Origin of the sequence: Amycolatopsis rubida (assembly GCF_900115345.1) — a bacterium.
Lineage (GTDB): Bacteria > Actinomycetota > Actinomycetes > Mycobacteriales > Pseudonocardiaceae > Amycolatopsis > Amycolatopsis rubida.
In genome coordinates, this window is sequence record NZ_FOWC01000006.1 from 392,598 (window position 1) to 412,717 (window position 20,120).

The window sequence follows — 20,120 nt, forward strand, 5'->3', positions numbered from 1 at the left end:
GGGATATGCGGGTGCCGGAGCTTGGGTAAGTTGAAAGCGTGGCCGCACGCTGACCGTTGCCCGGTTTTCAAGTCAAAAGTCTGCTAAATCGGATGCATGGAGGGTTGCTCGGTAGATATTTGGTGTCTGTGCATGTCAGATCAGTGGCCAAAGACTGCTACTCGGTCTGATCGTATAAGGTGGGCGCGCGCGGATCCCAGTTCTCCCTGAAGTGGTTCTCCTTCCGGTCAAGGGAGCAGTGGTGTCGAACGACTGCCGTCAGGGAGTCGATGAATCCGGAGTATCCGATGAGTTCTTGATCAAGCTCTTTGAAGCCGAATTCATGCACGTGGTTTCGATCTTTAAATTTCTTGGTAAAATACGAGCACGGAGTGCTTTCCTTGACGCTTTTCGTGGCATGCTCGTTTGGGCAGTACGGCCTTTTTGTTGCGATTGCCCACGTATTGTCGTAGACGCGTTCCTCTTTTAAGCGGCGGCACAGAATTCGAACTCGATCCTGATAAGATGTTTTGTTAAATATTTCGTCCTTGGGGTGGAGGATTCGATCCCGCTTCCCGCTGCTTTTTTCGTTTGATGCAGGATCGTCTTCTATGACGTAAACATAGCCGATCCATGGCATTTCGGGCAGTAGTCCATTCTTGACTGCCTTGGCTAGATCGGTTGCTGTACCGATGGCCTCTTCGGCTCTGTTGTTCGCGTTATTTCCGAAGGAGGGCCCCAGTTGGCTCTTGAGTTCGATCGCCACGATAGGTCGTTTGTTGGCTCGAACCACGACATCCCACATCTTGGTAGGCCGGTAGAAGCCTGGAAGGGTGAATCCGGGGGAGATGGAGCCGGGTGCCACGACACTGCTGTCGGTGACCTCTTTTGGGGCTTTGTAGTAGACGTTAGTCGGTGCTGCGCCGGCTGCGATACATGCGTTGGCAAGCATGTGAGCGACATGGTCGAGGTGCCCGCCTGCCGTGACGCCAGCTCGTTCGCCGGGTTCGGCCACGCCACGGCTGGTTTGCGCATCCCGCGCCTTGCTTCGCACTTCCCAGAAAGAACGCATCGCCGCTTCCACTTCAGCATGCTGCTCAGGTGTCATGCCGCGAACTACCCCCAAGGCCTATCGCTCGTGATTAGCGGACTCTACCGAAGATGCTGGCCCGAACCCGACCCGGCCGAGTTCGAAGGTGATCTGGTCGAGTCGGGCGTCGTGAGTGCGCGCGCGGTGCAAGCGCAGCGCGCGATGACGTGCTTGCGTGGTGACGGCCGGGAGCCGACGGATCAGCCACAGGGGCGGGATGGCCATGTCGGCTTGCTTCGACGCCGGGCGGTCGTCGTGGACAGTGGATTAACTTTTCGCGCCCTGCCTCGTGATGCTCCGACGCGACCTACGCCGATACCAGCTCTCGCAGCGGGCATGGACCGGCCGTGCTCTCGTGTCGTCGCCGCTCCCGGTCGTCGTGGGCGACCGCGGCTTGGTCAACCGGGCCGTGATGCCGTTCTCCCGGCAGATCTGTAGTCGTGTGACACGACAGGGGCCCGAGGCCAGCCGCAGCTGAGACGGTCCAGAACCCCGGGCCTCGCCACGCAGACTGTGTCCGCCTGTGCCGGTTCGGCCGGCCGCGGCACGTAGCCGCATGAACCGACGACTGGGCCTGACCCGTTTCGACGGACATCCAAGATCAGGGCTGACGCCCTGCGCAAGGACGTTCCATCATGGAGGCCATGGGCAGGAGGAAGCCTCGGCCTCGTCGTTCGTTCACGCCGGAGTTCAAGGCCGAGATCGTCGAGCTGTGCCAAGGGGCGACCGGTCTCGGCCAGATCGTGAAGGACTTCGACCTGACCGAGACCGGCGTGCGCGAGTGAGTCAAACAGGCCGAACGCGACGCCGGGAGCCGCACCGGCGGCGGTCTGACCAGCGACGAACGGGCCGAACTGGCCCGGCTGCGGCGGGAGAACCGCCGCCTGTCGGAGGACGTGGAGATCCTCAGGCGAGCGACGGCTTTCTTCGCGAAGGAGACCCGGTGAACGCCGGCAGCGGCAACGTCAAACGTGCCGGCGAACTGCTCAAGCTCTCCCGAGCCGCCCACCGCGTAGCCACCCTCCCCAGCGCGAACGCGATGACGCGCAGCTGACCGAGGAGATCTTCGCGCTCCACGGCGAGCCGGGACGGTGCCTGCGGAACACCCCGGGTTCACGCTGGACTTCGCGCCCGCGGACGGCGGCACTTCCGCAAGCGGATCGCCCGGCTCTCGCGCACCGCGGGCTTGGCGGGGCGGACCCCGAAACGGTGGCGGACCACAACCACACCCGGCCCCGCAGCGACCTTGCCCGCCGACCTCATCAAGCGTGATTTCTCCTGCACCGCAACAAGCATCGAGACCCGCTGGTGCGGGGACGACACCTACATCCCCGCCTGGGAAGGCTGGCCGCGGTCATCGACCTGGACTCCTGCCGGGCGGTCGGCTGCGCCACCGCGGATCACCTGCGCACCGAGCTGGTCGCCGACGCCCTGCGCACCGCCCTCGCCCAGCACCGCCCCGAACCCGGAGTGGTTTTCGGTCCGACCGCGGCTGCCAGTACGCCTCCGCCCAGTCCAACGCGCTCGCCGACGCAAGGCGTACGGTTATCGGTGGGACGCAAGGGACAATGCCGGGACAACACGGTCGCCGAATCGTTCTTCGCGATCAGCAAAGCCGAACTGCTCGACCGGCGGGACTGGCCCGCCCGCGCCGCCGCGCACAAAGCGGTCTTCGAGACATCGAAGGCTGCCTCAGCCCCGCCAGCAACGAAACAACCACGCGTCACGTAGCCTGACCTGACCTCAGCGGCCCTGTCGGTCAAAGCGGGTCAACCCCAGTCCCGCTGGCGGGGCTGCAAGCCCTCCGGCGTGATCGAGCGGCCACTCTCGAAGGCCGCTCGGGACCCTCTTGGGCGGCTCGGCCCTCATGACGGGGCGACCGCGTCGCCCTCGGCCGGGAGCGTTGAGACGGATCCGGCCGGATGCTTCAGCCGGAGTCGCCCGACTGAGGCCGCGATGACGGACACGAGCGCGACGGCCGACAGGTAGACCCCGAAGACGTACTCGCTTCCCACCTGCGAGTTCAACCAGACGCCAAGCAGCGGCCCGCTGCCGCCGAAGAGGACAACGGTGGCGTTGTAGGCGAAGGATCCGGCGGTAACCCGGGTTTCGGTCGGAAACATGTACGCGATCGCGAGCGCCGCCGGGACGGCGAGCATCCCCTTGCCGGTCGCCAGGATGACACCGCCCACGATCCCGCCCACGTATCCTTGGGCGGCGATGACGAACGCCGGGACGCTGAAGACGGCGACGAAAGCTGCCCCTCCCACCATCAACCGGTGCAACCCGACGCGTTCCATGATCCTTCCGCCCGCCAGTGCGGCGACTACCAGAATGCCGTCCGTGATCAGGGTGATGCTGTAGGCATCGCTGCTGGACATCTGCCCGGGGCCCTTCAGGAACGTGGTGAAGTACGAGGACACGGTCGGCGTGATCAGCGCGTATACCGCGACCACGAAGAAGAACACGAGCATCGTCTTCCACTGCTGCCCAAAGGCGTCCCGGATGGGCGTGGCCCGCTGGTTCCGGCTTCCTCGGGCGTGGGCGAGTTGCCGAAACTGGGGAGTTTCCTGGACCCGCAAGCGCACGTAGATACCGATCGCGCCGAGCGGCAACGCGAGCAGGAACAGGATGCGCCACCCCCAGGCGTCAAACGCGGCGTTGCCCAGGACGGCGCTGGTCAAGCTCGCCACTCCGACAGCGGCGAGCACCCCGAGGAAGGTGCTGGCCACGAGGTAACTGATGTTGCGGGCGCGGGTGCGCGGAGAGCTGTGCTCGTAGAGGAAGCTGGCGGCCGAGCCGTATTCTCCGCCGGCGCCGAGGCCCTGCAACAGTCGACAGGCCAGCAACAGAGCGGGTGCGCCGACGCCCATGGCGGCGTAGGTAGGCAGCACTCCGATGAGCGCCGTGGCGGTGCACATGAGGACGATGGTGATGGTCAACGACGCCCGGCGTCCCCAGGTGTCGCCGATCCAACCGGCTACCAGGCCGCCCAGCGGCCGGCTCACGTAGGTGAGCGCGAAAACCGCGTAGGTGCTCAGAAGCGCCGTGGTCGGGTCGCCGGACGGGAAAAAGTGTGCCGCTACCGAGGAAGCGACGACCCCGTAAACGCCGAAGTCGTACCACTCGGCGAAATTGCCGGCGACGGCAGCGCGGATCAATTGTCCGCGGGTCTGGCTGGTGAGCTCTGTCCCGGAGTCAGCTTCGGTGTTCATCGGTCCTCCTGTGTGCCCCGCTGCTGTGCGATGCTCGCCGGGGTGCCGGACTGGGGACGCTGGACGAGCTCGATGCGGAGGTTGTCCGGCCCCAGCGCATAGGCGATCAGGCCGCCTGCGTTGCGGCCGGAGTCGATGCGGTTGGGTGCGGAGGTGAACCGCACGCCGCTTGCGGAGCTTCGGCGGTACAGCTGCGCCAGGTCGGTGACTTCCAGCGCCAGGTGAGCCGAACCTGGCTGGGCAACGGGTGCGAAGGCCCCCGGGAGGGCCGGTACCACGTACTGCAGAAGCTGTAGCTCGCACCCGTCGACATGGCCGGCGGGAGTGAGGATGGCGTTGTCGACCACCGCATCGGGGACTCCCACCGTGGCTCTGGTGTAGTCGTTGTCCTGCAGCTGCCGATGCCGCAGGACAAAGCCGAAGTGCTCGGTGAAGAAGGCTATCGCGGCGTCCAGGTCGGAAACGGTGTAGCCGACATGGCCCAGGGCCAGGCTCATGACCGAGTCCCTCCGGTCGCCCCTTCGCGGAACACAGCGTCGTACAGCCGGAGCCAGTTTCCTCCCGCGACAGCCGCGAGGGCCGGCTCGTCGAAGCCGACCGCGCGCAGACCGTCCAGCAGGACCGGGAAGTCCGCGGCGGTGCCGAACCAGTCCTGCCAGCGAGGCCAGCGCGCCGGCTCCGGGTCCGGGTTCAGCCGGCCGTTGCGCAGCGTGACCAGATCCGCATCGGTCCACTCCCGGGACAAGTCGCTGCCCAGCGCGACATGGTCCACCCCGATCTGGTCCACGAGCGTCGCCACCATCGTGCAGAATTGGCGCAGCGTGACCTGCGGGCCGCCGATGAACGTGGGGTAGGTGGTCACACCGACGACGCCGCCGCGGTCGGCGACAGCCGTGAGGATGTCGTCGGGGGTGTTGCGGGGATGATCGCAAAACCAGCGGGGATTCGTGTGGGTCAGCGCGATCGGGTCGCTCGAGGCGTCGACCGCCTCGCGGGTGCTGCGGTCGCCCACGTGCGAGCAGTCGACCAGCATTCCCAAGGCGTTCATTCGTTCCACGACCCTGCGGCCAAACAGCGAAAGACCAGAGTCGTGCGGCTCCAGGCAACCAGCGGCGACGGCGTTCTGCACGTTGTAGGTCAGCTGGACCACCCGAACACCCAGCTCGTGATAGAGGTCCAGCAGGCGGGGGTCGTCTTCGATCGGTGCGGTGTTCTGAAACCCCAGCAAGACCCCGAGCCGATGACTGTCCGCGGCCGCGCGGATGTCGTCCGGAGAGCGGACATGCACCAGCCGGTCCGAGTACTGCGCGAACCGTTGCCGCCAGCCCATCAGCCGGTCCAGCGTACCGCGCGCGTCCTCCCACACGGCGCAGGTGGCCTGTACCGCGCCCACGCCTCCCTTGGCGAGGTCATCGATGACCTGCGGCGTCCAATTGTTGATCTCGCATCCGTCGATCAGCAGCGGTTGCGTCATGCCCTGCCTTCCGGTGAGTACTCGCGGAGCCCGGAGTGTGCCCCTGGCACCGAGGATGCGGCCGGCCATCGATAAGTTGAAGTCCGTTTTGCTGATCGATTGATTAGGAACGCAGATGGATCACTGGGACGTGCGTCAGCTGGAGTACTTCGCGGCGGTCGCGGACGAGTTGCACTTCGGGCGTGCCGCGGCCCGGGAGCACATCAGCCAATCGGCGCTGAGCCAGCAGGTGCGTGCGTTGGAGCGCCGCCTCGGCGTGGAACTGCTCGTGCGGACAACCCGGTCCGTGCGACTGACTCCCGTGGGCCGCGCCGTGCATGAGCAGGCGAAAGCCCTGCTGGCGCAGCACGCCCGAGCCGCGGAGCGGATCGACCACCTCGTCTCCGGACGAGCAGGCCGATTGCGCATCGGTTTCGTGCCGTCCGCGGCCTTCGGCACGCTCCCGCGGATCGTCGCGCCGTTCAGACGGGCGAACCCGCAGGTGAAGCTGCAGCTCCAGGAGATGCCGACACTGGAACAGCTGCGCACCGTCGCTCAGGGCGACCTGGATGTCGGGCTGGTGCGGGACACCAGCCAAGCGACCTCGGTGCGGCTCTTCCCCCTCCTCACCGAGCCGTTGCTGCTCGCACTGCCCCGCGAGCACCCGGCCGCCCGGCGCCGGCGAGTCCGCCTCGCCGCGCTGGCCGGCGAACAATTCATCGTGCTCCCGAGCGCCGTCGCGCCCGCCATGTCCGACGTCATCGCGAAACTGGCCGCGGCCGCCGGGATCGATCTCAGCTACCCCCTCGAAGCGCTGGCCTTCACCACGACCCTGGGCCTGGTGGGCAGCGGGATGGGCGTGGCCATCGTGCCCGCCTCCGTACGCACCAACCACCCCCCGGGGCTCGTCTACCGGCACATCGCGGACGAGGGCGCGGTCTCCCGGCTCTTCGTCGCTGTCTCCGAAGAACACACCGATCCGCTCGCAGCGAAGTTCCTGCGCGCGGCGCAGACATGCTTCGCCACCGCCCCGGACGGCGACTCCCCGCAAAAGCTCCTGTCCGCAGGCAACGACGCAGGGTTGTTACCCGACCCGTGATCGTGAGTTCCTGAGGGGCGTTCCCGGAAACGCGGACTTCCCGCCCTGGGACTGTCGAGCGGAATACGGGAAACGCGGCCGCCCCGCCGGGCGGCAGGTCAGGCAACTCACCGGGCGCGGAATGGCGCCGTGGCCCGCTGCGCTACGACTGTTCGACCGGGCGGATCCAGGCCGTGCGCACGGCCCGCTCGCGTTGGCGGGCGCGGAATTCTGTTCGCGACCGGATCCGATCGGGGGCGTTGGCCGAGGATCGGCGGCCACGCCTCGCGGAGCGACGTCTCCGCTTGGACGAGCCTGGCCGCGAACTCAGGCTCGCCGATGCGGTTCGCGGCATCGCGCGGCGATCTTGTCCCCGGGCCGCTCCCGGCGGCCGATCGGGATCCGTACCTGTTGGCCTGGCCCGATATCGCCGACCTCGCCCGCAGTGCGGTGCCTCCCGTCCGCGCACGGCACCTGCTACTGCGGGTGCGCGGCGGAGCAAGTCGCGGCGATCGTCGGCGCGCGACCGGCGCACCCCTGCGGGCCGTTGCAGACCAACACGAGCGGCATCCGGGCCAGCCCCGCAGCGGAGGAGAGGAACCGGTACCGGTCCGCGGCGGGCGCGGTCTCGTTACGCCGTGCGGCCGACGCTGGCGGAACCAAAGATGGTACTGCTCCTGAAAAACGACGGTCATGGACAGTGCCGGACGATGCGCCCGCTCGGCGGCAGCGGGTTTCGTCGGGCTGACTGTTGCGGCTGCGCGTGTGCCAGGCGACGGCCTGGAAAGCTGGCCGGAGTCTGCTCCGCTCCTCGGTCCAGCGAACTGAGCAGTCATCGCCGCCGGTCCGTGGTGCTGCCGGGGGAGCGGTGCGCGGACCATCTCTGCTCGATCTTGCCGAAGCGCCAGACGAGCAGAGCGACAATCCAGGTCACGGCGAACAGCCCGACCAGCGCGAATCCGACGTCGTCGAGGTCGAGCCGGGCGAGTGCGGCCAGCGGACCGGTTTCCGCCCCGGTTCCGGCGGCGAGCGCGGTGGCCAGCTCGACCGCGCCGATGATCAGGGCGGCTGCCGCGGAGAGGGCGGTGACGACGAGGTTGTAGAAGATTTTCCGCGCGGGCCGGGTGAAGGCCCAGCGGTAGGCGAAGTTCATCAGGCAGCCGTCGGTGGTGTCGAACAGGGTCATTCCCGCGGCGAAGAGGATCGGCAGGACCAGGATCGCGTACCAGGGCAGCGCGAAAGCCGCGGTGCCCGCGGCGAGCACGAGCAGCGCGACCTCGGTGGCGGTGTCGAAGCCCAGTCCGAACAGGACTCCGACCGGGTAGATGTGCCATGGCTTGCGCACCGCCGTGGTCGCGCCGTTGAGGACGCGATTGACGAAACCGCGGTTGTCGAGACGCCGTTCCAGCTCGGCCTCGGTCTCGTGACCCGCGCGCAGCCGCCTGCCCGCCTTCACGATGCCGACGAGGACGACCGCGTTAAGGAACCCGATGGCGCACAGGAACACCCCGGACACTGAGGCTCCGATCAACCCGGTCGCGTGGTGCAGGGCCGAGGAGCTGTCGGCAATCTGCCCGGCGAACGCCCGCACCCCCGCCGACAGCAGCAGGCAGAGCACGAACACGACGGTGGAGTGGCCGAGGGAGAACCAGAATCCCACCGAGAGCGGCCGGGTGCCCTCGGCCAGGAGCTTGCGGGTGGTGCTGTCGATCGCCGCGATGTGATCGGCGTCGAACGCGTGGCGCATGCCGAGGGAGAACGCGGTGATCCCGAGCCCCATGCCGAACACCGCGCCGCCGCCGAGGTCGTAGTGCGCGGGAGCGACGGCGACGCTGAGCACGCCCCAGCCGATGCCGTTGAGCAGCAAGATGAATCCGGCCATGGCGGCGACGGACACCCGGTCGCGGCGGCTGAGGGCCCGGCGCCGCGGGGCGGCACCGTCCGCGGTGGATCGCGACGGTCTGGTGGACACGCGAGGGCCTCGCTTTCGGCGGAAACGGACCCGGCGGGCGCTGTGCTCGCCGGAGGTGCAGGGACGTACGGGCCAACCGCGGCGGCCGAGCACTGGGCAACATCGACGACGCGGAGGACAATCGTGAGCGTGAATGCGCGCACGCGAGTGTCCGTCCGGGTGCGCGGGGTGGTGCAGGGGGTCGGATACCGGCCGTTCGTGCACGGTCTCGCGCAACGGTTCGGGCTTGCCGGGTTCGTCGGCAACGACGCGGCAGGCGTGTTCGCCGAGGCCGAGGGGGACGAGTCCGGGGTAGCGGAATTCGTGGCGGCGCTGCGTGCGCAGGCGCCTCCGCTGGCAGTGGTCGACGACGTCCGGGTGGAAGCCGCTCCGCCCCGCGGCGGGAGCGGGTTCGAGATCGTGGCGAGCCCGGCCGGAGGCAGCGCTGAGACGCTGGTGTCCGCGGACAGCGCCACGTGCCCGGACTGCTTGCGGGAACTGTTCGACCCCGGCGACCGCAGATACCGCTACCCGTTCGTGAACTGCACGAACTGCGGGCCGCGGTTCACCATCGTGCGCGGGGTGCCCTACGACCGGCCGCGGACCACCATGGCCGGGTTCCCGATGTGCGCCGAATGCCGGGCCGAATACGAGGACCCGGCCGACCGCAGGTTCCACGCACAGCCGGTCTGCTGCCCGGGCTGCGGGCCGAGCCTGCGCTTTTCCGCGGGCGGGGGAGACCCGCTGACGGCTGCCGCGGCTGCGCTGCGCGCGGGCGCGGTGCTGGCGGTCAAGGGGCTCGGCGGTTACCACCTGGCAGTCGTCGCTTCCGACGAGGGCGCGGCCAGTGCGCTGCGCGGGCGCAAGCACCGTGCGGAGAAACCGTTCGCCGTCATGGTCCCGGATCTGCGGTCGGCGCGGGAACTGGCCGAAGTGGACGGTGCCGCCGAAGAGCTGCTGTGCGGGCGCAGACGGCCGATCGTGCTGGTGCCCCGGAAGTCCGGCACGGTGCTGGCGCCGTCGGTGGCGCCCGGCAACCGGCGGATCGGGCTGCTGCTGCCGTACACGCCGCTGCATCATCTGCTCCTTGCGGAACTGGCCGTGCCGATCGTGCTGACCAGCGCGAACGTGTCCGACGAGCCGATCGTTTACCAGGACGCGGACGCGTTCGCGCGGCTCGGCGCGATCGCCGACGCGTTCCTGACCCACGACCGGGACATCCACGTCCGCACCGACGATTCGGTGGTCCAGGTCTGCCGCGGGCGCGAGCAGGTGCAGCGGCGTTCCCGCGGCTACGCGCCGGAGCCGGTACGGCTGCACCGCCCGGCACCGGTGCACGTACTGGGCGTCGGCGCGGAGCTGAAGAACACGTTCTGCCTGGCCAAAGCCGACCACGCGTTCGTGTCCCACCACATCGGCGATCTGGAGAACTACGAAACGCTCACCGCGTTCGCCGAGGGGATCGAGCACTACCGCGGCCTGTTCGACGTGCGGCCCACCGTGGTCGCGCACGATCTGCACCCGGAGTACCTGTCCACGAAGTACGCGCTCGAACTGGACGGGGTCGAGCTGGTCGGGGTGCAGCACCACCACGCGCACATCGCCTCCTGCCTCGCGGACAACGGCGAGGACGGCCCGGTGCTGGGCGTGGCGTTCGACGGCACCGGCTTCGGCCCGGACGGCACGATCTGGGGCGGCGAGTTCCTGGTCGCGGACCTCGCCGGGTTCCGGCGCGCCGGGCATCTCGCACCGGTGCCGATGCCCGGTGGCGCGACGGCGATCCGGCAGCCGTGGCGGATGGCCGCCGCGCACCTCGCCGCGGCCGGCGTCTCGGCGCCCGCGCTGCGGGAGCGGCACGCCGCGCAGTGGGACGCGGTCGTCCGGCTGGCGGACAGCGGCCTGGCTCCGGCCACCTCCAGCGCGGGCCGGTTGTTCGACGCGGTCGCCGCCCTGCTCGGCGTGCGCGACACGAGCAGTTACGAGGGGCAGGCCGCGATCGAACTGGAGCAGCTGGCCGATCCGGGCGAGCGCGGCGGCTACCCGATGGAGTTCGGCGGATATCCGGTCCAGCTGTCGGTTTCGGACCTGGTGCGCGCCGTGGCCGAGGACCTCCGGGCGGGTGCCGATCCGGCGGTGATCGCCGCGCGATTCCATCAGGGCCTCGCCGACGCGGTCGCCGGAACGTGCGTGCGGCTGCGCGAGCGGACCGGAATCGGCACCGTCGCGCTGTCGGGCGGCGTCTTCCAGAACGTGCTGCTGCTCGACCGGACCTGCGCCGCGCTGGCGGCGGCGGGGCTGCGGGTGCTCACCCATTCCCGGATCCCGGCCAACGACGGCGGGATCAGCCTCGGCCAGGTCGCCGTCGCAGCCAGTCGTACCACGGCCCGAGACCGTCCCCGCGAGTCGCGCTGATCTCCAGCACCAGTGCGTCCGGCCGGACGTGCGAGAGGTCGTGGCGGAACTCCGCGACGTCGAAGTCCACATAGGACAGCAGATCGACCTTGTTCAGCAGGACGAGGTCGGCGGAGGCGAACATGTGCGGGTACTTCAGCGGTTTGCCGGGCCCCTCGGTCACCGAGAGGATCACCGCGCGGGCGGCCTCGCCGAGGTCGAACAGCGCCGGGCAGACGAGGTTCCCGACGTTCTCCACCACGAGCACCGCGCCGGAGGGCGGCGCGAGCGCGACGAGGGCCCGGTCCAGCATCGCGGCGTCGAGATGACAGCCGGCGCCGGTGTTGACCTGGACCACCGGCGCGCCGGTCTGCTTGATCCGGTCGGCGTCCAGCAGGGTTTCCTGGTCGCCTTCCACCACGGCGAACGGCAGTTCGCCGCCCAGATCCCGGATCGTGCGCTCCAGCAACGTCGTCTTGCCCGCGCCGGGCGAACTCATCAGGTTGAGCGCGAACACGTCCTGCTCGCGCAGCCGGGCGCGGTTGTGCCCGGCCAGATGGTCGTTCTTGGCCAGCAGGTCCTGTTCGAGCGGCACGGTGTGGGTGTGTCCCTCGTGATGCACCACAGCATCGCCGGAACACCCGCAGGTGTCACACATGGGAAGCCACCTCCACGGACATGATGCGCAGTTCCCGTCCGGCCAGCACCTCGGCGTCGGCGCTGCCGCACGGGCACAGCAGAATGGGGTCGTCCAGGCCGAATTCGCCGCCGCAGCTGCGGCAGCGGGCCCGGCCGGGCGGTTCGTCGATGTCCAGTTCCGCGCCGTCCAGGGACGTGCCGGCGCACAGCACGTCGAAGCAGAACCGGACGCTGTCGGGCACCACGCCGGACAGCCGCCCGATCTCCAGCCGGACCCGGCACACCCGGGCGTCGCCCAGCCGGTCGACGACCGCGTCGACAACGCTCTGGGTGATCGCCATTTCGTGCATCAGCAGATCCTCGGCAGCGGGTCGCCGACCAGCAGGTCCACGATCCGGGTACCGCCGAAGACGGTGTTGAGCAGCACCATCCCGGGCGGATCCGCGGCGACCCGGCCGATCACCGCGGCGTCCGCGCCGAGCGGACGCGCCCGCAGCGCGGCCAGCGCGTCGTCGGCCTGCCCGCCTTCGACGACCAGGACCAGCCTGCCTTCGCAGGCGATGTACAACGGGTCGATGCCGAGCAGTTCGGCGGCGCCGCGGACCTCGGTGCGCACCGGGACCGCCTTCTCGTCCACGACCACGGCGACCTCGGCGTCCTTCGCTATCTCGTTGAGGATGGTCGCCACTCCGCCGCGGGTCGCGTCGCGCATCGCCCGCACCCCGGGGACGGCGGCGAGCAGCCCGGCCACGAGATCGCCCAGCGGCGCGGTGTCCGACACCAGGTCCGCGTCGAGATCGAGTTCGCCGCGGGCGAGCATGATCGTCACGCCGTGGTCGCCGATCGGCCCGCTGACCAGCACGGCATCGCCAGGCCGCACGGTGGCGACGCCGAGGCCGGGCCGGATCGTCGCGCCCACTCCGGCGGTGTTGATGTAGACCCCGTCGGCCTTGCCGCGCTGCACCACTTTGGTGTCCCCGGTGACGATCTGGACGCCGGCCGCCTCGGCGGCGGCCTTCATCGAGGCGACGATCCGCTGCAGCTTCGCGACCTCGAACCCTTCCTCCAGGATGAACCCGGCGGTGAGGTACAGCGGCCGCGCGCCCGAGACCGCGAGGTCGTTGACGGTGCCGTTGACCGCGAGGTCGCCGATGTCGCCGCCGGGGAAGAACAGCGGCGACACCACGAACGAGTCGGTAGTCAGCGCAAGCCGCGCGCCGTCCACCGTGAATTCCGCCGCGTCTTCGAGCGGTTCCAGCAGCGGGTTGCGGAACGCGTCGAGGAAGACGGCCTCGATCAGCGTATGCGTGGCCTTCCCGCCCGCGCCGTGGGAAAGCGTGATGCGCTCCTCGCGGACCTTCGCGCGGCGGCGGCGCGCGCGTTCGATCCGGTCGAGCACCTGCTGCTCGCGTTCGGTCGTGGTCATGCGCGGCTCGCCTCCCGGACTCGCTGCCTGCTGAACCGGCCGAAGTTGTAGTAGGCGGCGCACGCGCCCTCGGGCGAGACCATGCAGGTGCCGATCGGCGTCTCCGGCGTGCAGGCCGTGCCGAACACCTTGCACTCCCACGGTTTCAGCACGCCCTTGAGTACTTCGCCGCACTGGCAGGCCTTCGGGTCGGCGACCCGCACCCCGGGCACCTCGAAGATCCGCTCGGCGTCGTAGGCGGCGAACTCGTCGCGCAGCCGCATCGCCGAATGCGAGATGAACCCGAGCCCTCGCCATTCGAAATAGGGCCGCAGCTGCATGGTGCGGGTGATCGCGTCCAGCGCCACCGGGTTGCCGTCCCAGGGAACCACGCGCGCGTACTGGTTCTCCACCTCCGCGCGGCCCTGTGCCAGCTGCCGCATCAGCAGGTACACCGACTGGAGGATGTCCAGCGGCTCGAACCCGGCCACCACGACCGGTTTGCCGTAGTCGCGCGCGATGAACTCATACGGCCGGCAGCCGATCACGGTCGAGACGTGACCTGGGCCGAGGAACCCGTCGAGGCGCAGGTCCGGCGAGTCCAGGATCGCCTTGATCGCCGGGACGATGGTGACGTGGTTGCAGAACACCGAAAAGTTCGTCAGCCCCTCGGCCTTCGCCCGCAGCAGGGTCATCGCGGTCGAGGGCGAGGTGGTCTCGAACCCGATCGCCATGAACACCACCCGCAGCCGCGGGTTCTGCCGGGCGATCTTCAGCGAGTCCAGTGGCGAGTACACCATCCGGATGTTCGTGCCCTCGGCGTTGGAGTCGAAGAAGTTCCCGCCGGAGCCGGGCACCCGCATCATGTCGCCGAAGGAGGTCATCAGCACCCCGGGACGGCGGGCGATGTGGATGGCGTCGTCGATGCGGCCCATCGGGATGACGCACACCGGGCAGCCGGGCCCGTGCACCAGGGTGATGCATTCGGGCAGGTAGTCCTCCAGCCCGTGCTTGTAGATGGTGTGCGTGTGCCCGCCGCACACCTCCATGATCTTGTACTGCCTGCCGGGTTCGCACAGCGCGGTGATCTTGGCCGACAGTGCGCGGGCTTTCTCCGCGTCGCGGAATTCGTCGACGAAACGCATGGGGTGCCCCTTATTCGATGCGCGATTCGAGCAGCGCGGCCATTTCGTCCTCGTAGGCCTTGCCGATGCTTTCCAGGAACTCCAGTGCGGCGGCCGCCTCCTGCTCGTCGATCTTGGACAGCGCGAAGCCCACGTGGATGAGGATCCATTCGCCCGGCACGGGCGGGTCGTCGGCGAGGAGCCCGATGTTGATGGTCCGCTTCACCCCGCTCACCGCGACTTTCGCGAGGTCCGGTCGCTCCTCGCTGATCTCGATGACTTCGCCCGGAATCCCGAGGCACACGGCTACATCCGGCTCATGTCGAGGTAGCGGCGGACGTCCGGTTCCATCTGCCGGGCCGCCCAGGCGACCGCGCCGAGGAACACCAGCAACAGGAGCACACGCACCATCATGGTCAAACCTCCGATTCGAGTGCGGTTTCGGCTGGCCGGGCGCCCCAGGCCAGCCGGGTCACGGTGCGCACCGCGGCGGGCACGGCGGCTTCGACCTCGGGGCTCAGCCCGATGCCCTCGTCGACCCGGGCGGGCTCGACGCCCACGACCAGTACGCGTCCGGCGTCCCCGCCGAGCAGCCGGAGCAGCCGGAACACCGCCTCCGGGCGCATGCCGTGGGCGTCGATTTCCGGTGCCCCGGCGAGTTCGTCGACGTCCGCTTCGATCAGCGAGAGCGTCCCGGGCGGGCGGCCGTGCGGAGTCGCGTCGACGAGGATGGTGGCGTCGTAGCCGCCGAGCAGTTCGTAGGCCAGGTGCAGGCCCGCGATGCCGTAGTCGGCGACCTGAACCCATCCGGGCAGCTGCTCGGCGGCGAGCCGGCGCACGACCTCGACCCCGAAACCGTCGTCGCCGAGGAAGACGTTCCCGATTCCGGCCACCAGCACCCGGGCCTTCACGGCGTCGCCCCCAGCGGTTCCAGTTCGTCCGGCGAGAAGTAGCGGAACCGGCCGTGCGCGGTCTGCAGGTCCTGTGCCGGGTCGTCGTCGAGGGTGACCGCCACGTGCGTCGTTCCGTCCACATCGGACAGGACGGCGCGGACGGTGGCGACCCGGCCGGCGAGGAACATGTCCTGGGCGTCGGATCCGCGCAGCGACGGGCGCAGCCGCACCGCCGAACCGGCCGCGACGCGTTCCCCGGCGACGACGACCGCGTCGGTCTCCGGCGAGACCGACGCGTCCGCGCCGGGGTCCCACCAGGGCACGTCCGGTTCCGGTTCGCCGGTGACCGACCGCAGGTAGCGGACCGTGCCGTGCAGCCGGTCCAGCAGTTCCGGCGGCAGCCCGTCCACCCGGTCGACCAGCGCCGCGGCCCGGGGATCGGTCGCGCGGGCCGCGCGCTTCTCGTCCTCGGTGAGCGCCATCGTCCGCAGCGTGAGGATCTCGTCGATCTCGGTGCCGTCGAACAGGGCGCCCGCGCTCTCCGGCGCGATCGCCGGATCGTCGTACAGGATGATCGGCGAGGCGAGTACCACCTCGGCCCGGCTGGCGCCGCCGACCAGCACCGGCCAAAGCCGTTCGTTGACACAGGATTCGACGGCGGGCGCGGCCCACTGCGGCGGGTCCAGCATGGACAGGAAATGCCCGTCGGCGGCCGACACGATCACGTGCGCGGCCAGCAGCGCACCCGCGAGTGCGTCGGCACGCTCGGTGTCGTCGGTGTCCCAGGTGCCGGTGTTGGCCAGTTCCAGCCGCAGCCGGGCGCCGCCGAACGGGCCCGCCAGCGCGGTCAGGTTCGCGGTGAGCACGCCGGTCAGCTCGCGCGACTGCCGGACCAGCGCGCAGCCGCCGCCGATCTCCTCGCTCGACTGTTCGCCCGGAACGGTGAACGGCAGCCGCACCGGCTGGGCGAGCAGTTCGGCGGCGGGCACGACGAACCGCACCTCGCGTTCCACGGCCTCGTCCCAGGTCGTGTAGCCGACACCGTCCACAGTGGCCGCTTCGACGACCTCTTCTCCGGCGAGCACGAGCCGTTTCTGGTGCTGGAGGAACCGCAGTTCGAAGTGGAGCACCGCGTGCGAACGCGGCTCGAACAGGAATTCCGTCCGCGCGGTCGCGTATTCGCCGTCGGAGCGGGCGGCGAACGACGACGGCATGAGTACGCCCCACTGCCAGCGGATGCGGTTCTTCCCGGCCGAGGCGCGGTAGGGGTAGAGGAGGTAACCCTCGTACAGCACGGCGTCGCCGACCGCCCGTGCCTGCGCCAGCGGGCCGGTCACGACGGGGCCTCGGCGTGTTCGAGAAGCTGCTGCATCGCGGCGTCCCAAGTGGGAATGGCGCGGCGGGCTTTGAACCGGAGCAGGGCGTCGACGGTGTGGCGGTGCAGCTTGATCCAGGTCTCCTGCGGGAAATAGAGCGCCATCAGCTCGTCCCACACCGCGACCGGCATCCGGCATTCCGCCTGGGTGTGCCACGGCACCTGCTCGATCCGGAAACCGGACTCGCTCTTCCCGAACACCGTGCCGCTGAACAGCAACACGAGCGGCACCACGCCGTCGGCGAGGCCGTGGAAGTACTTGCCCGCGGCCACTTCGAGGTCGTAACTGCACGGCACGTCGAGCCCGAACTCGGTGCTGCCGCCGAAGCTCGGCACCACCGCGGACACCGTGGCGAACTGGAAGGGCTTCAGGGTCTCGCCCCAGCGGGACTGGTCGCCGAACAGGTGCTCCAGCAGTTCGGCTTCATCGGGGGAGTACCTCCTCCGCTGCGGTTCGATCCGCAACTGCACCCGCAACGCCACGGCGTGCACGCGCGTTCCGGTCAGCTCCGTGATGCGCAGCGGGAAGGCAAGGGTCGGCGAGGCCGCGTACCGCAGCGCGCGGGGCGGCAGGCAGTCGAAGGTCAGCTCAGTCATCCGCTGCCTCCGCCCGGGCGCGCAGGGCCGCGAAGAACTCCGCCATCGCCTGGTGCGCCTCGCTGCCGCCGTCGAAGCCCCGCCAGCGCGACCGGACCAGCCCGACCAGTTCGTAGCAGGCGTCGATCGGGGCCAGGAACGCCTCGTATCCGGTGTCGTCGCGGGTGATCAGCAGCGCCTCGACGTCCGGTTCGATCGGGGCGAAGGCGGGTTCGGCGGCGAGCAGGTCGTTCCACGCATCCAGCGGCAGCAGCGATTCGGTGGCACCGGCCGGGCTGGGGTAGAACCCGACCGGCCGCTGCTCGACCGAGTTGTAGAACAGGAACGCGGTGCGCACCGGGATTCCGGCGGACTCCCAGAGCGCGGCCCCGGCGGGGAACTTCGGGCGGTGCCGGATTCGTTGCGGCACCGCACGATGCCGCCGCCCGCCCGACCCCTGCGGGGCGAACAGCAGATAGCAGCCGCGGCAGGAGCACAGGATCTGCCGGGTCTGCAGATCGATGACGTGCCCGTGCCCGGCACCGACCGGTTCCGCGCACAGTTCGCACCGCTCGCCCGGTGCGGGCCGCGGGGCGAGCGTGCGGAATCTGCGCAGTCCGCTGGTCATCCGGTCTCCGCTGGGCAGTCCACGACCGGGAGCAGCGGCCGTCCGCCGGGCCCGGTCTGTTCCGGCACGGCGCCTTCGACCACGACGCCGGTCAGCTCCGGCGCGGCGGCCCGGACCGCTTGCTCGATCGCGTTCTTCGCCGTCACGGTCGAGGACGGGCAGCCGTCGCAGCTGCCGCGCAACGCGAGCCGGAGCACGCCGTCGGGGTCGATGCCGAGCAGTTCGACGTCTCCGGCGTGCGAGCCGAGATAGGGCCGCACCGATTCCAGTGCTTCGTCCACGCGCTGCGCGGTGGATCGCGGGTGCAGGTCGTGCAACACCAGCAGACCGGCCACGTGCTCGTCCTCGGCCAGTTTCGCCACCAGGTCCTGGCCCGCGCTCTCGACGATCCGCGCGAGGCCGGCGCCGTAGAACTCCAGCAGGGTGTGGACCAGCTCCTCGGCGAGCGCGGCGGCCTCCGGGCCGGTGCCGGAAAGCTCGCCGAGCAGCCGGTCGATCCGCTCGCTCGTCGCGGCGACGTCGGTCATCCCAGTTCCCCGCCGAACGCGTGCGGGGTGTGCAGCCGTTCCAGCACCTTTCCCTTGCCGGTGTACATGTGCACGCCGCACGGCAGGCAGGGGTCGAAGCTGCGGACGGCGCGCATGATGTCGATGCCCTTGAAGTTCTCCTGGGTGTTCTCCTCGAAGATCGGCGTGTTCTGCACCGCGTCCTCGTACGGGCCGGGCGTGCCGAAGGAATCCCGGACGCTGCCGTTCCACGGCGTCGGCGGATACGGGTGGTAGTTCGCGATCTTGCCGCCCCTGATCACCATGTGGTGCGACAGCACGCCGCGCACCGCTTCGGTGAAGCCGCAGGACACGCCGTCGTCGGGTACCTCGAACTTTTCCCACGTCTTGGTGCGGCCCTGGCGCACCTCGGTCAGCGCCTGCTCGGCGAAGTGCAGCGCGAGCCCGGCGGCGTAGGCCTGGAAGTACGTGCGCGCCCGGTTGCGCTCCAGCGCGTTGCTCCACTGGGGGATCTTCCACTCGAAGCTGACCTCGGGTTTGGTCGCGGTGCGCGGCAGGTTGATCACCACGCTGTGCCCGGTGGACTTGACGTAGGGGGTGTCCACCAGTCCGGCCAGCGCGGTGGTCCACAGCCGGGCGATCGGGCCGCCGCCGGTGTCGAGCGCGAGGTGGTCGGTGCCGTCGAACCAGCGCGGCGACATCGTCCAGGAGTACTTGCCGTCGAAATCGCGTTTCGCCGGCCGCGGGATGGTGTGCTGGTTCCACGGGTGCCGGGAGTCCACCGGATTGCCGAGCGGATCGTGCGTGACGAACTTGTCCATGCCCTCCCAGTCCTCGTAGAACGAGGAGCCGAGCAGGATGCGGATGCCCAGGTTGATGTCCAGCAGGCTGGTGGTGACGAGCTTGCCGTCGACCACCACACCGGGCGTGACGAACATCTTCCGGCCCCAGGACTCCATGTTCCGGTAGGTGAAGTCGCAGTGCTCCGGATCGTTGAGACTGCCCCAGCAGCCGAGCAGGATCCGCCGCCTGCCGACCTCCTCGTAGCCGGGAATGGCCTCGTAGAAGAAGTCGAACAGGTCGTCGTGCATCGGCAGGCAGCGCTTCATGAACTCGACGTAGCGCATCAGCCGGCTCAGGTAATCGGTGAACAGCTGCACCGTCGCGACCGTGCCGACGCCGCCCGGGTACAAAGTGGACGGATGCACGTGCCTGCCCTCCATCAGGCAGAACATCTCGCGCGTGCTGCGGCTGACTTGCAGCGCTTCGCGGTAGAACTCGCCCTCCAGCGGGTTGAGCGAGCGCATGATGTCGCCGATGGTGCGGTAGCCGTGCTCGGCCGCGTGCGGAGCCTCGGTGCGGTTGGCCTGTTCGAGCACCCCGGGATTGGTCTCGGCGACCATCTTCTCGCAGTAGTCGACCCCGACCAGGTTCTCCTGGAAGATGTTGTGGTCGAACATGTATTCCGCGGCCTCGCCGAGGTTGATGATCCACTCGCCGAGATGCGGCGGCCGCACCCCGTAGGCCATGTTCTGCGCGTACACCGAGCAGGTCGCGTGGTTGTCGCCGCAGATCCCGCAGATGCGGCTGGTGATGAAGTGCGCGTCGCGCGGGTCCTTGCCCTTCATGAAGATGCTGTAGCCGCGGAAGACCGACGACGTGCTGTGGCACTCGACCACCTTCTTGGCGGCCCAGTCGATCTTCGTGTAGATGCCGAGGCTGCCCACGATCCGGGTGATCGGATCCCACGCCATCTCGACCAGGTCGGTCTTGGCCTTGGCGCCGCTCTTGGGCCGGGTCTGTGTCATCGGATCCCT

21 protein-coding genes are annotated in these 20,120 nt (G+C 69.2%); 4 read left to right on the plus strand and 17 right to left on the minus strand.

Annotation, left to right across the window (positions count from 1 at the left end; genetic code table 11):
* Window positions 1–157: 157 nt before the first annotated feature.
* Window positions 158–1,087, minus strand: coding sequence for a PaeR7I family type II restriction endonuclease (locus tag BM362_RS24570; RefSeq protein ID WP_093574685.1), 930 nt, complete (start codon window positions 1,085–1,087; stop codon window positions 158–160).
* Between the two features lie 626 nt (window positions 1,088–1,713).
* Here BM362_RS24570 and BM362_RS47605 point away from each other — a divergent pair.
* Both BM362_RS47605 and BM362_RS46915 read left to right on the plus strand, forming a co-directional pair.
* A complete protein-coding gene (locus BM362_RS47605) occupies window positions 1,714–1,854 on the plus strand; it encodes a hypothetical protein (protein ID WP_161269793.1) in 141 nt (46 codons plus the stop codon).
* Window positions 1,855–2,377: 523 nt separating this feature from the next.
* Entirely contained in the window at window positions 2,378–2,800 is a 423-nt protein-coding gene (locus BM362_RS46915) for a hypothetical protein (RefSeq protein ID WP_143132477.1), read from the plus strand.
* 134 nt (window positions 2,801–2,934) lie between these two features.
* On the opposite strand, the gene BM362_RS24580 is transcribed toward BM362_RS46915, so the two are convergent.
* From BM362_RS24580 to BM362_RS24590, 3 genes are read right to left on the minus strand one after another with little or no spacing between them, the layout of a single operon-like run.
* Window positions 2,935–4,284: an MFS transporter gene (locus BM362_RS24580; protein WP_067588253.1), complete on the minus strand. Its 1,350-nt coding sequence runs from the start codon at window positions 4,282–4,284 to the stop codon at window positions 2,935–2,937.
* Window positions 4,281–4,781 carry a VOC family protein gene (locus tag BM362_RS24585; protein ID WP_093574687.1) on the minus strand — a complete coding sequence of 167 codons (501 nt, stop codon included), beginning with the start codon at window positions 4,779–4,781 and terminating at the stop codon, window positions 4,281–4,283. The genes BM362_RS24580 and BM362_RS24585 overlap by 4 nt, the downstream gene beginning before the upstream one ends.
* A complete protein-coding gene (locus tag BM362_RS24590; RefSeq protein WP_067588247.1) occupies window positions 4,778–5,758 on the minus strand; it encodes a dipeptidase in 981 nt (326 codons plus the stop codon). The genes BM362_RS24585 and BM362_RS24590 overlap by 4 nt, the downstream gene beginning before the upstream one ends.
* 115 nt (window positions 5,759–5,873) lie before the next feature.
* Here BM362_RS24590 and BM362_RS24595 point away from each other — a divergent pair, with 115 nt between their 5' ends.
* On the plus strand, window positions 5,874–6,836 hold the full coding sequence (locus tag BM362_RS24595; RefSeq protein ID WP_093574688.1) for a LysR family transcriptional regulator: 963 nt from the start codon (window positions 5,874–5,876) through the stop codon (window positions 6,834–6,836).
* Between the two features lie 811 nt (window positions 6,837–7,647).
* Here the strand turns inward: BM362_RS24595 and nicT are convergent.
* Window positions 7,648–8,712 carry a Nickel transporter NicT gene (gene nicT, locus BM362_RS24605; protein WP_483073386.1) on the minus strand — a complete coding sequence of 355 codons (1,065 nt, stop codon included), beginning with the start codon at window positions 8,710–8,712 and terminating at the stop codon, window positions 7,648–7,650.
* A 204-nt stretch (window positions 8,713–8,916) separates the two neighbouring features.
* Between nicT and hypF the strand changes: the two genes are divergently transcribed.
* A complete protein-coding gene (gene hypF / locus BM362_RS24610) occupies window positions 8,917–11,178 on the plus strand; it encodes a carbamoyltransferase HypF (protein WP_244287272.1) in 2,262 nt (753 codons plus the stop codon).
* Here hypF and hypB read toward each other — a convergent pair.
* The 12 genes from hypB to BM362_RS24665 are packed head-to-tail and all read right to left on the minus strand — an operon-like array spanning window position 11,108 to window position 20,111.
* Window positions 11,108–11,815, minus strand: a complete 708-nt coding sequence (hypB, locus tag BM362_RS24615) for a hydrogenase nickel incorporation protein HypB (RefSeq protein ID WP_093574691.1) — start codon at window positions 11,813–11,815, stop codon at window positions 11,108–11,110. The genes hypF and hypB overlap by 71 nt on opposite strands.
* Entirely contained in the window at window positions 11,808–12,146 is a 339-nt protein-coding gene (locus tag BM362_RS24620; protein WP_093574692.1) for a hydrogenase maturation nickel metallochaperone HypA/HybF, read from the minus strand. The genes hypB and BM362_RS24620 overlap by 8 nt, the downstream gene beginning before the upstream one ends.
* Window positions 12,146–13,222, minus strand: coding sequence for a hydrogenase expression/formation protein HypE (gene hypE / locus BM362_RS24625; RefSeq protein WP_093574693.1), 1,077 nt, complete (start codon window positions 13,220–13,222; stop codon window positions 12,146–12,148). Before hypE ends, BM362_RS24620 begins: the two co-directional genes overlap by 1 nt.
* Entirely contained in the window at window positions 13,219–14,346 is a 1,128-nt protein-coding gene (gene hypD, locus BM362_RS24630) for a hydrogenase formation protein HypD (protein ID WP_093574694.1), read from the minus strand. Before hypD ends, hypE begins: the two co-directional genes overlap by 4 nt.
* A 10-nt stretch (window positions 14,347–14,356) precedes the next feature.
* Window positions 14,357–14,629: a HypC/HybG/HupF family hydrogenase formation chaperone gene (locus BM362_RS24635; protein WP_093574695.1), complete on the minus strand. Its 273-nt coding sequence runs from the start codon at window positions 14,627–14,629 to the stop codon at window positions 14,357–14,359.
* Between the two features lie 2 nt (window positions 14,630–14,631).
* Window positions 14,632–14,739: a DUF6893 family small protein gene (locus tag BM362_RS50665; RefSeq protein ID WP_425285727.1), complete on the minus strand. Its 108-nt coding sequence runs from the start codon at window positions 14,737–14,739 to the stop codon at window positions 14,632–14,634.
* 2 nt (window positions 14,740–14,741) lie between these two features.
* On the minus strand, window positions 14,742–15,236 hold the full coding sequence (locus BM362_RS24640) for a hydrogenase maturation protease (protein ID WP_093574696.1): 495 nt from the start codon (window positions 15,234–15,236) through the stop codon (window positions 14,742–14,744).
* Complete coding sequence (locus tag BM362_RS24645; protein ID WP_093574697.1) at window positions 15,233–16,555, minus strand: hypothetical protein; 1,323 nt, start codon at window positions 16,553–16,555, stop codon at window positions 15,233–15,235. The genes BM362_RS24640 and BM362_RS24645 overlap by 4 nt, the downstream gene beginning before the upstream one ends.
* Window positions 16,552–17,190, minus strand: coding sequence for a DUF6084 family protein (locus tag BM362_RS24650; RefSeq protein ID WP_093574698.1), 639 nt, complete (start codon window positions 17,188–17,190; stop codon window positions 16,552–16,554). The genes BM362_RS24645 and BM362_RS24650 overlap by 4 nt, the downstream gene beginning before the upstream one ends.
* Complete coding sequence (locus BM362_RS24655) at window positions 17,183–17,797, minus strand: DUF5947 family protein (protein ID WP_093574699.1); 615 nt, start codon at window positions 17,795–17,797, stop codon at window positions 17,183–17,185. The genes BM362_RS24650 and BM362_RS24655 overlap by 8 nt, the downstream gene beginning before the upstream one ends.
* Window positions 17,794–18,324 carry a NifU family protein gene (locus BM362_RS24660; RefSeq protein WP_093574700.1) on the minus strand — a complete coding sequence of 177 codons (531 nt, stop codon included), beginning with the start codon at window positions 18,322–18,324 and terminating at the stop codon, window positions 17,794–17,796. Before BM362_RS24660 ends, BM362_RS24655 begins: the two co-directional genes overlap by 4 nt.
* Complete coding sequence (locus BM362_RS24665) at window positions 18,321–20,111, minus strand: nickel-dependent hydrogenase large subunit (protein WP_093574701.1); 1,791 nt, start codon at window positions 20,109–20,111, stop codon at window positions 18,321–18,323. Before BM362_RS24665 ends, BM362_RS24660 begins: the two co-directional genes overlap by 4 nt.
* Between the last annotated feature and the right edge of the window lie 9 nt (window positions 20,112–20,120).

Coding starts and splice junctions, on each gene's coding strand:
- hypE (WP_093574693.1), bottom strand. CDS start 13,222: ATGACCACGACCGAACGCGAGCAGCAGGTGCTCGACCGGATCGAACGC.
- BM362_RS24660 (WP_093574700.1), bottom strand. CDS start 18,324: ATGACCGACGTCGCCGCGACGAGCGAGCGGATCGACCGGCTGCTCGGC.
- BM362_RS24665 (WP_093574701.1), bottom strand. CDS start 20,111: ATGACACAGACCCGGCCCAAGAGCGGCGCCAAGGCCAAGACCGACCTG.
- BM362_RS24580 (WP_067588253.1), bottom strand. CDS start 4,284: ATGAACACCGAAGCTGACTCCGGGACAGAGCTCACCAGCCAGACCCGC.
- BM362_RS24595 (WP_093574688.1), top strand. CDS start 5,874: ATGGATCACTGGGACGTGCGTCAGCTGGAGTACTTCGCGGCGGTCGCG.
- BM362_RS24585 (WP_093574687.1), bottom strand. CDS start 4,781: ATGAGCCTGGCCCTGGGCCATGTCGGCTACACCGTTTCCGACCTGGAC.
- BM362_RS24620 (WP_093574692.1), bottom strand. CDS start 12,146: ATGCACGAAATGGCGATCACCCAGAGCGTTGTCGACGCGGTCGTCGAC.
- hypB (WP_093574691.1), bottom strand. CDS start 11,815: ATGTGTGACACCTGCGGGTGTTCCGGCGATGCTGTGGTGCATCACGAG.
- BM362_RS24655 (WP_093574699.1), bottom strand. CDS start 17,797: ATGACCAGCGGACTGCGCAGATTCCGCACGCTCGCCCCGCGGCCCGCA.
- BM362_RS47605 (WP_161269793.1), top strand. CDS start 1,714: ATGGGCAGGAGGAAGCCTCGGCCTCGTCGTTCGTTCACGCCGGAGTTC.
- hypD (WP_093574694.1), bottom strand. CDS start 14,346: ATGCGTTTCGTCGACGAATTCCGCGACGCGGAGAAAGCCCGCGCACTG.
- BM362_RS24570 (WP_093574685.1), bottom strand. CDS start 1,087: ATGACACCTGAGCAGCATGCTGAAGTGGAAGCGGCGATGCGTTCTTTC.
- BM362_RS24590 (WP_067588247.1), bottom strand. CDS start 5,758: ATGACGCAACCGCTGCTGATCGACGGATGCGAGATCAACAATTGGACG.
- BM362_RS50665 (WP_425285727.1), bottom strand. CDS start 14,739: ATGATGGTGCGTGTGCTCCTGTTGCTGGTGTTCCTCGGCGCGGTCGCC.
- BM362_RS24650 (WP_093574698.1), bottom strand. CDS start 17,190: ATGACTGAGCTGACCTTCGACTGCCTGCCGCCCCGCGCGCTGCGGTAC.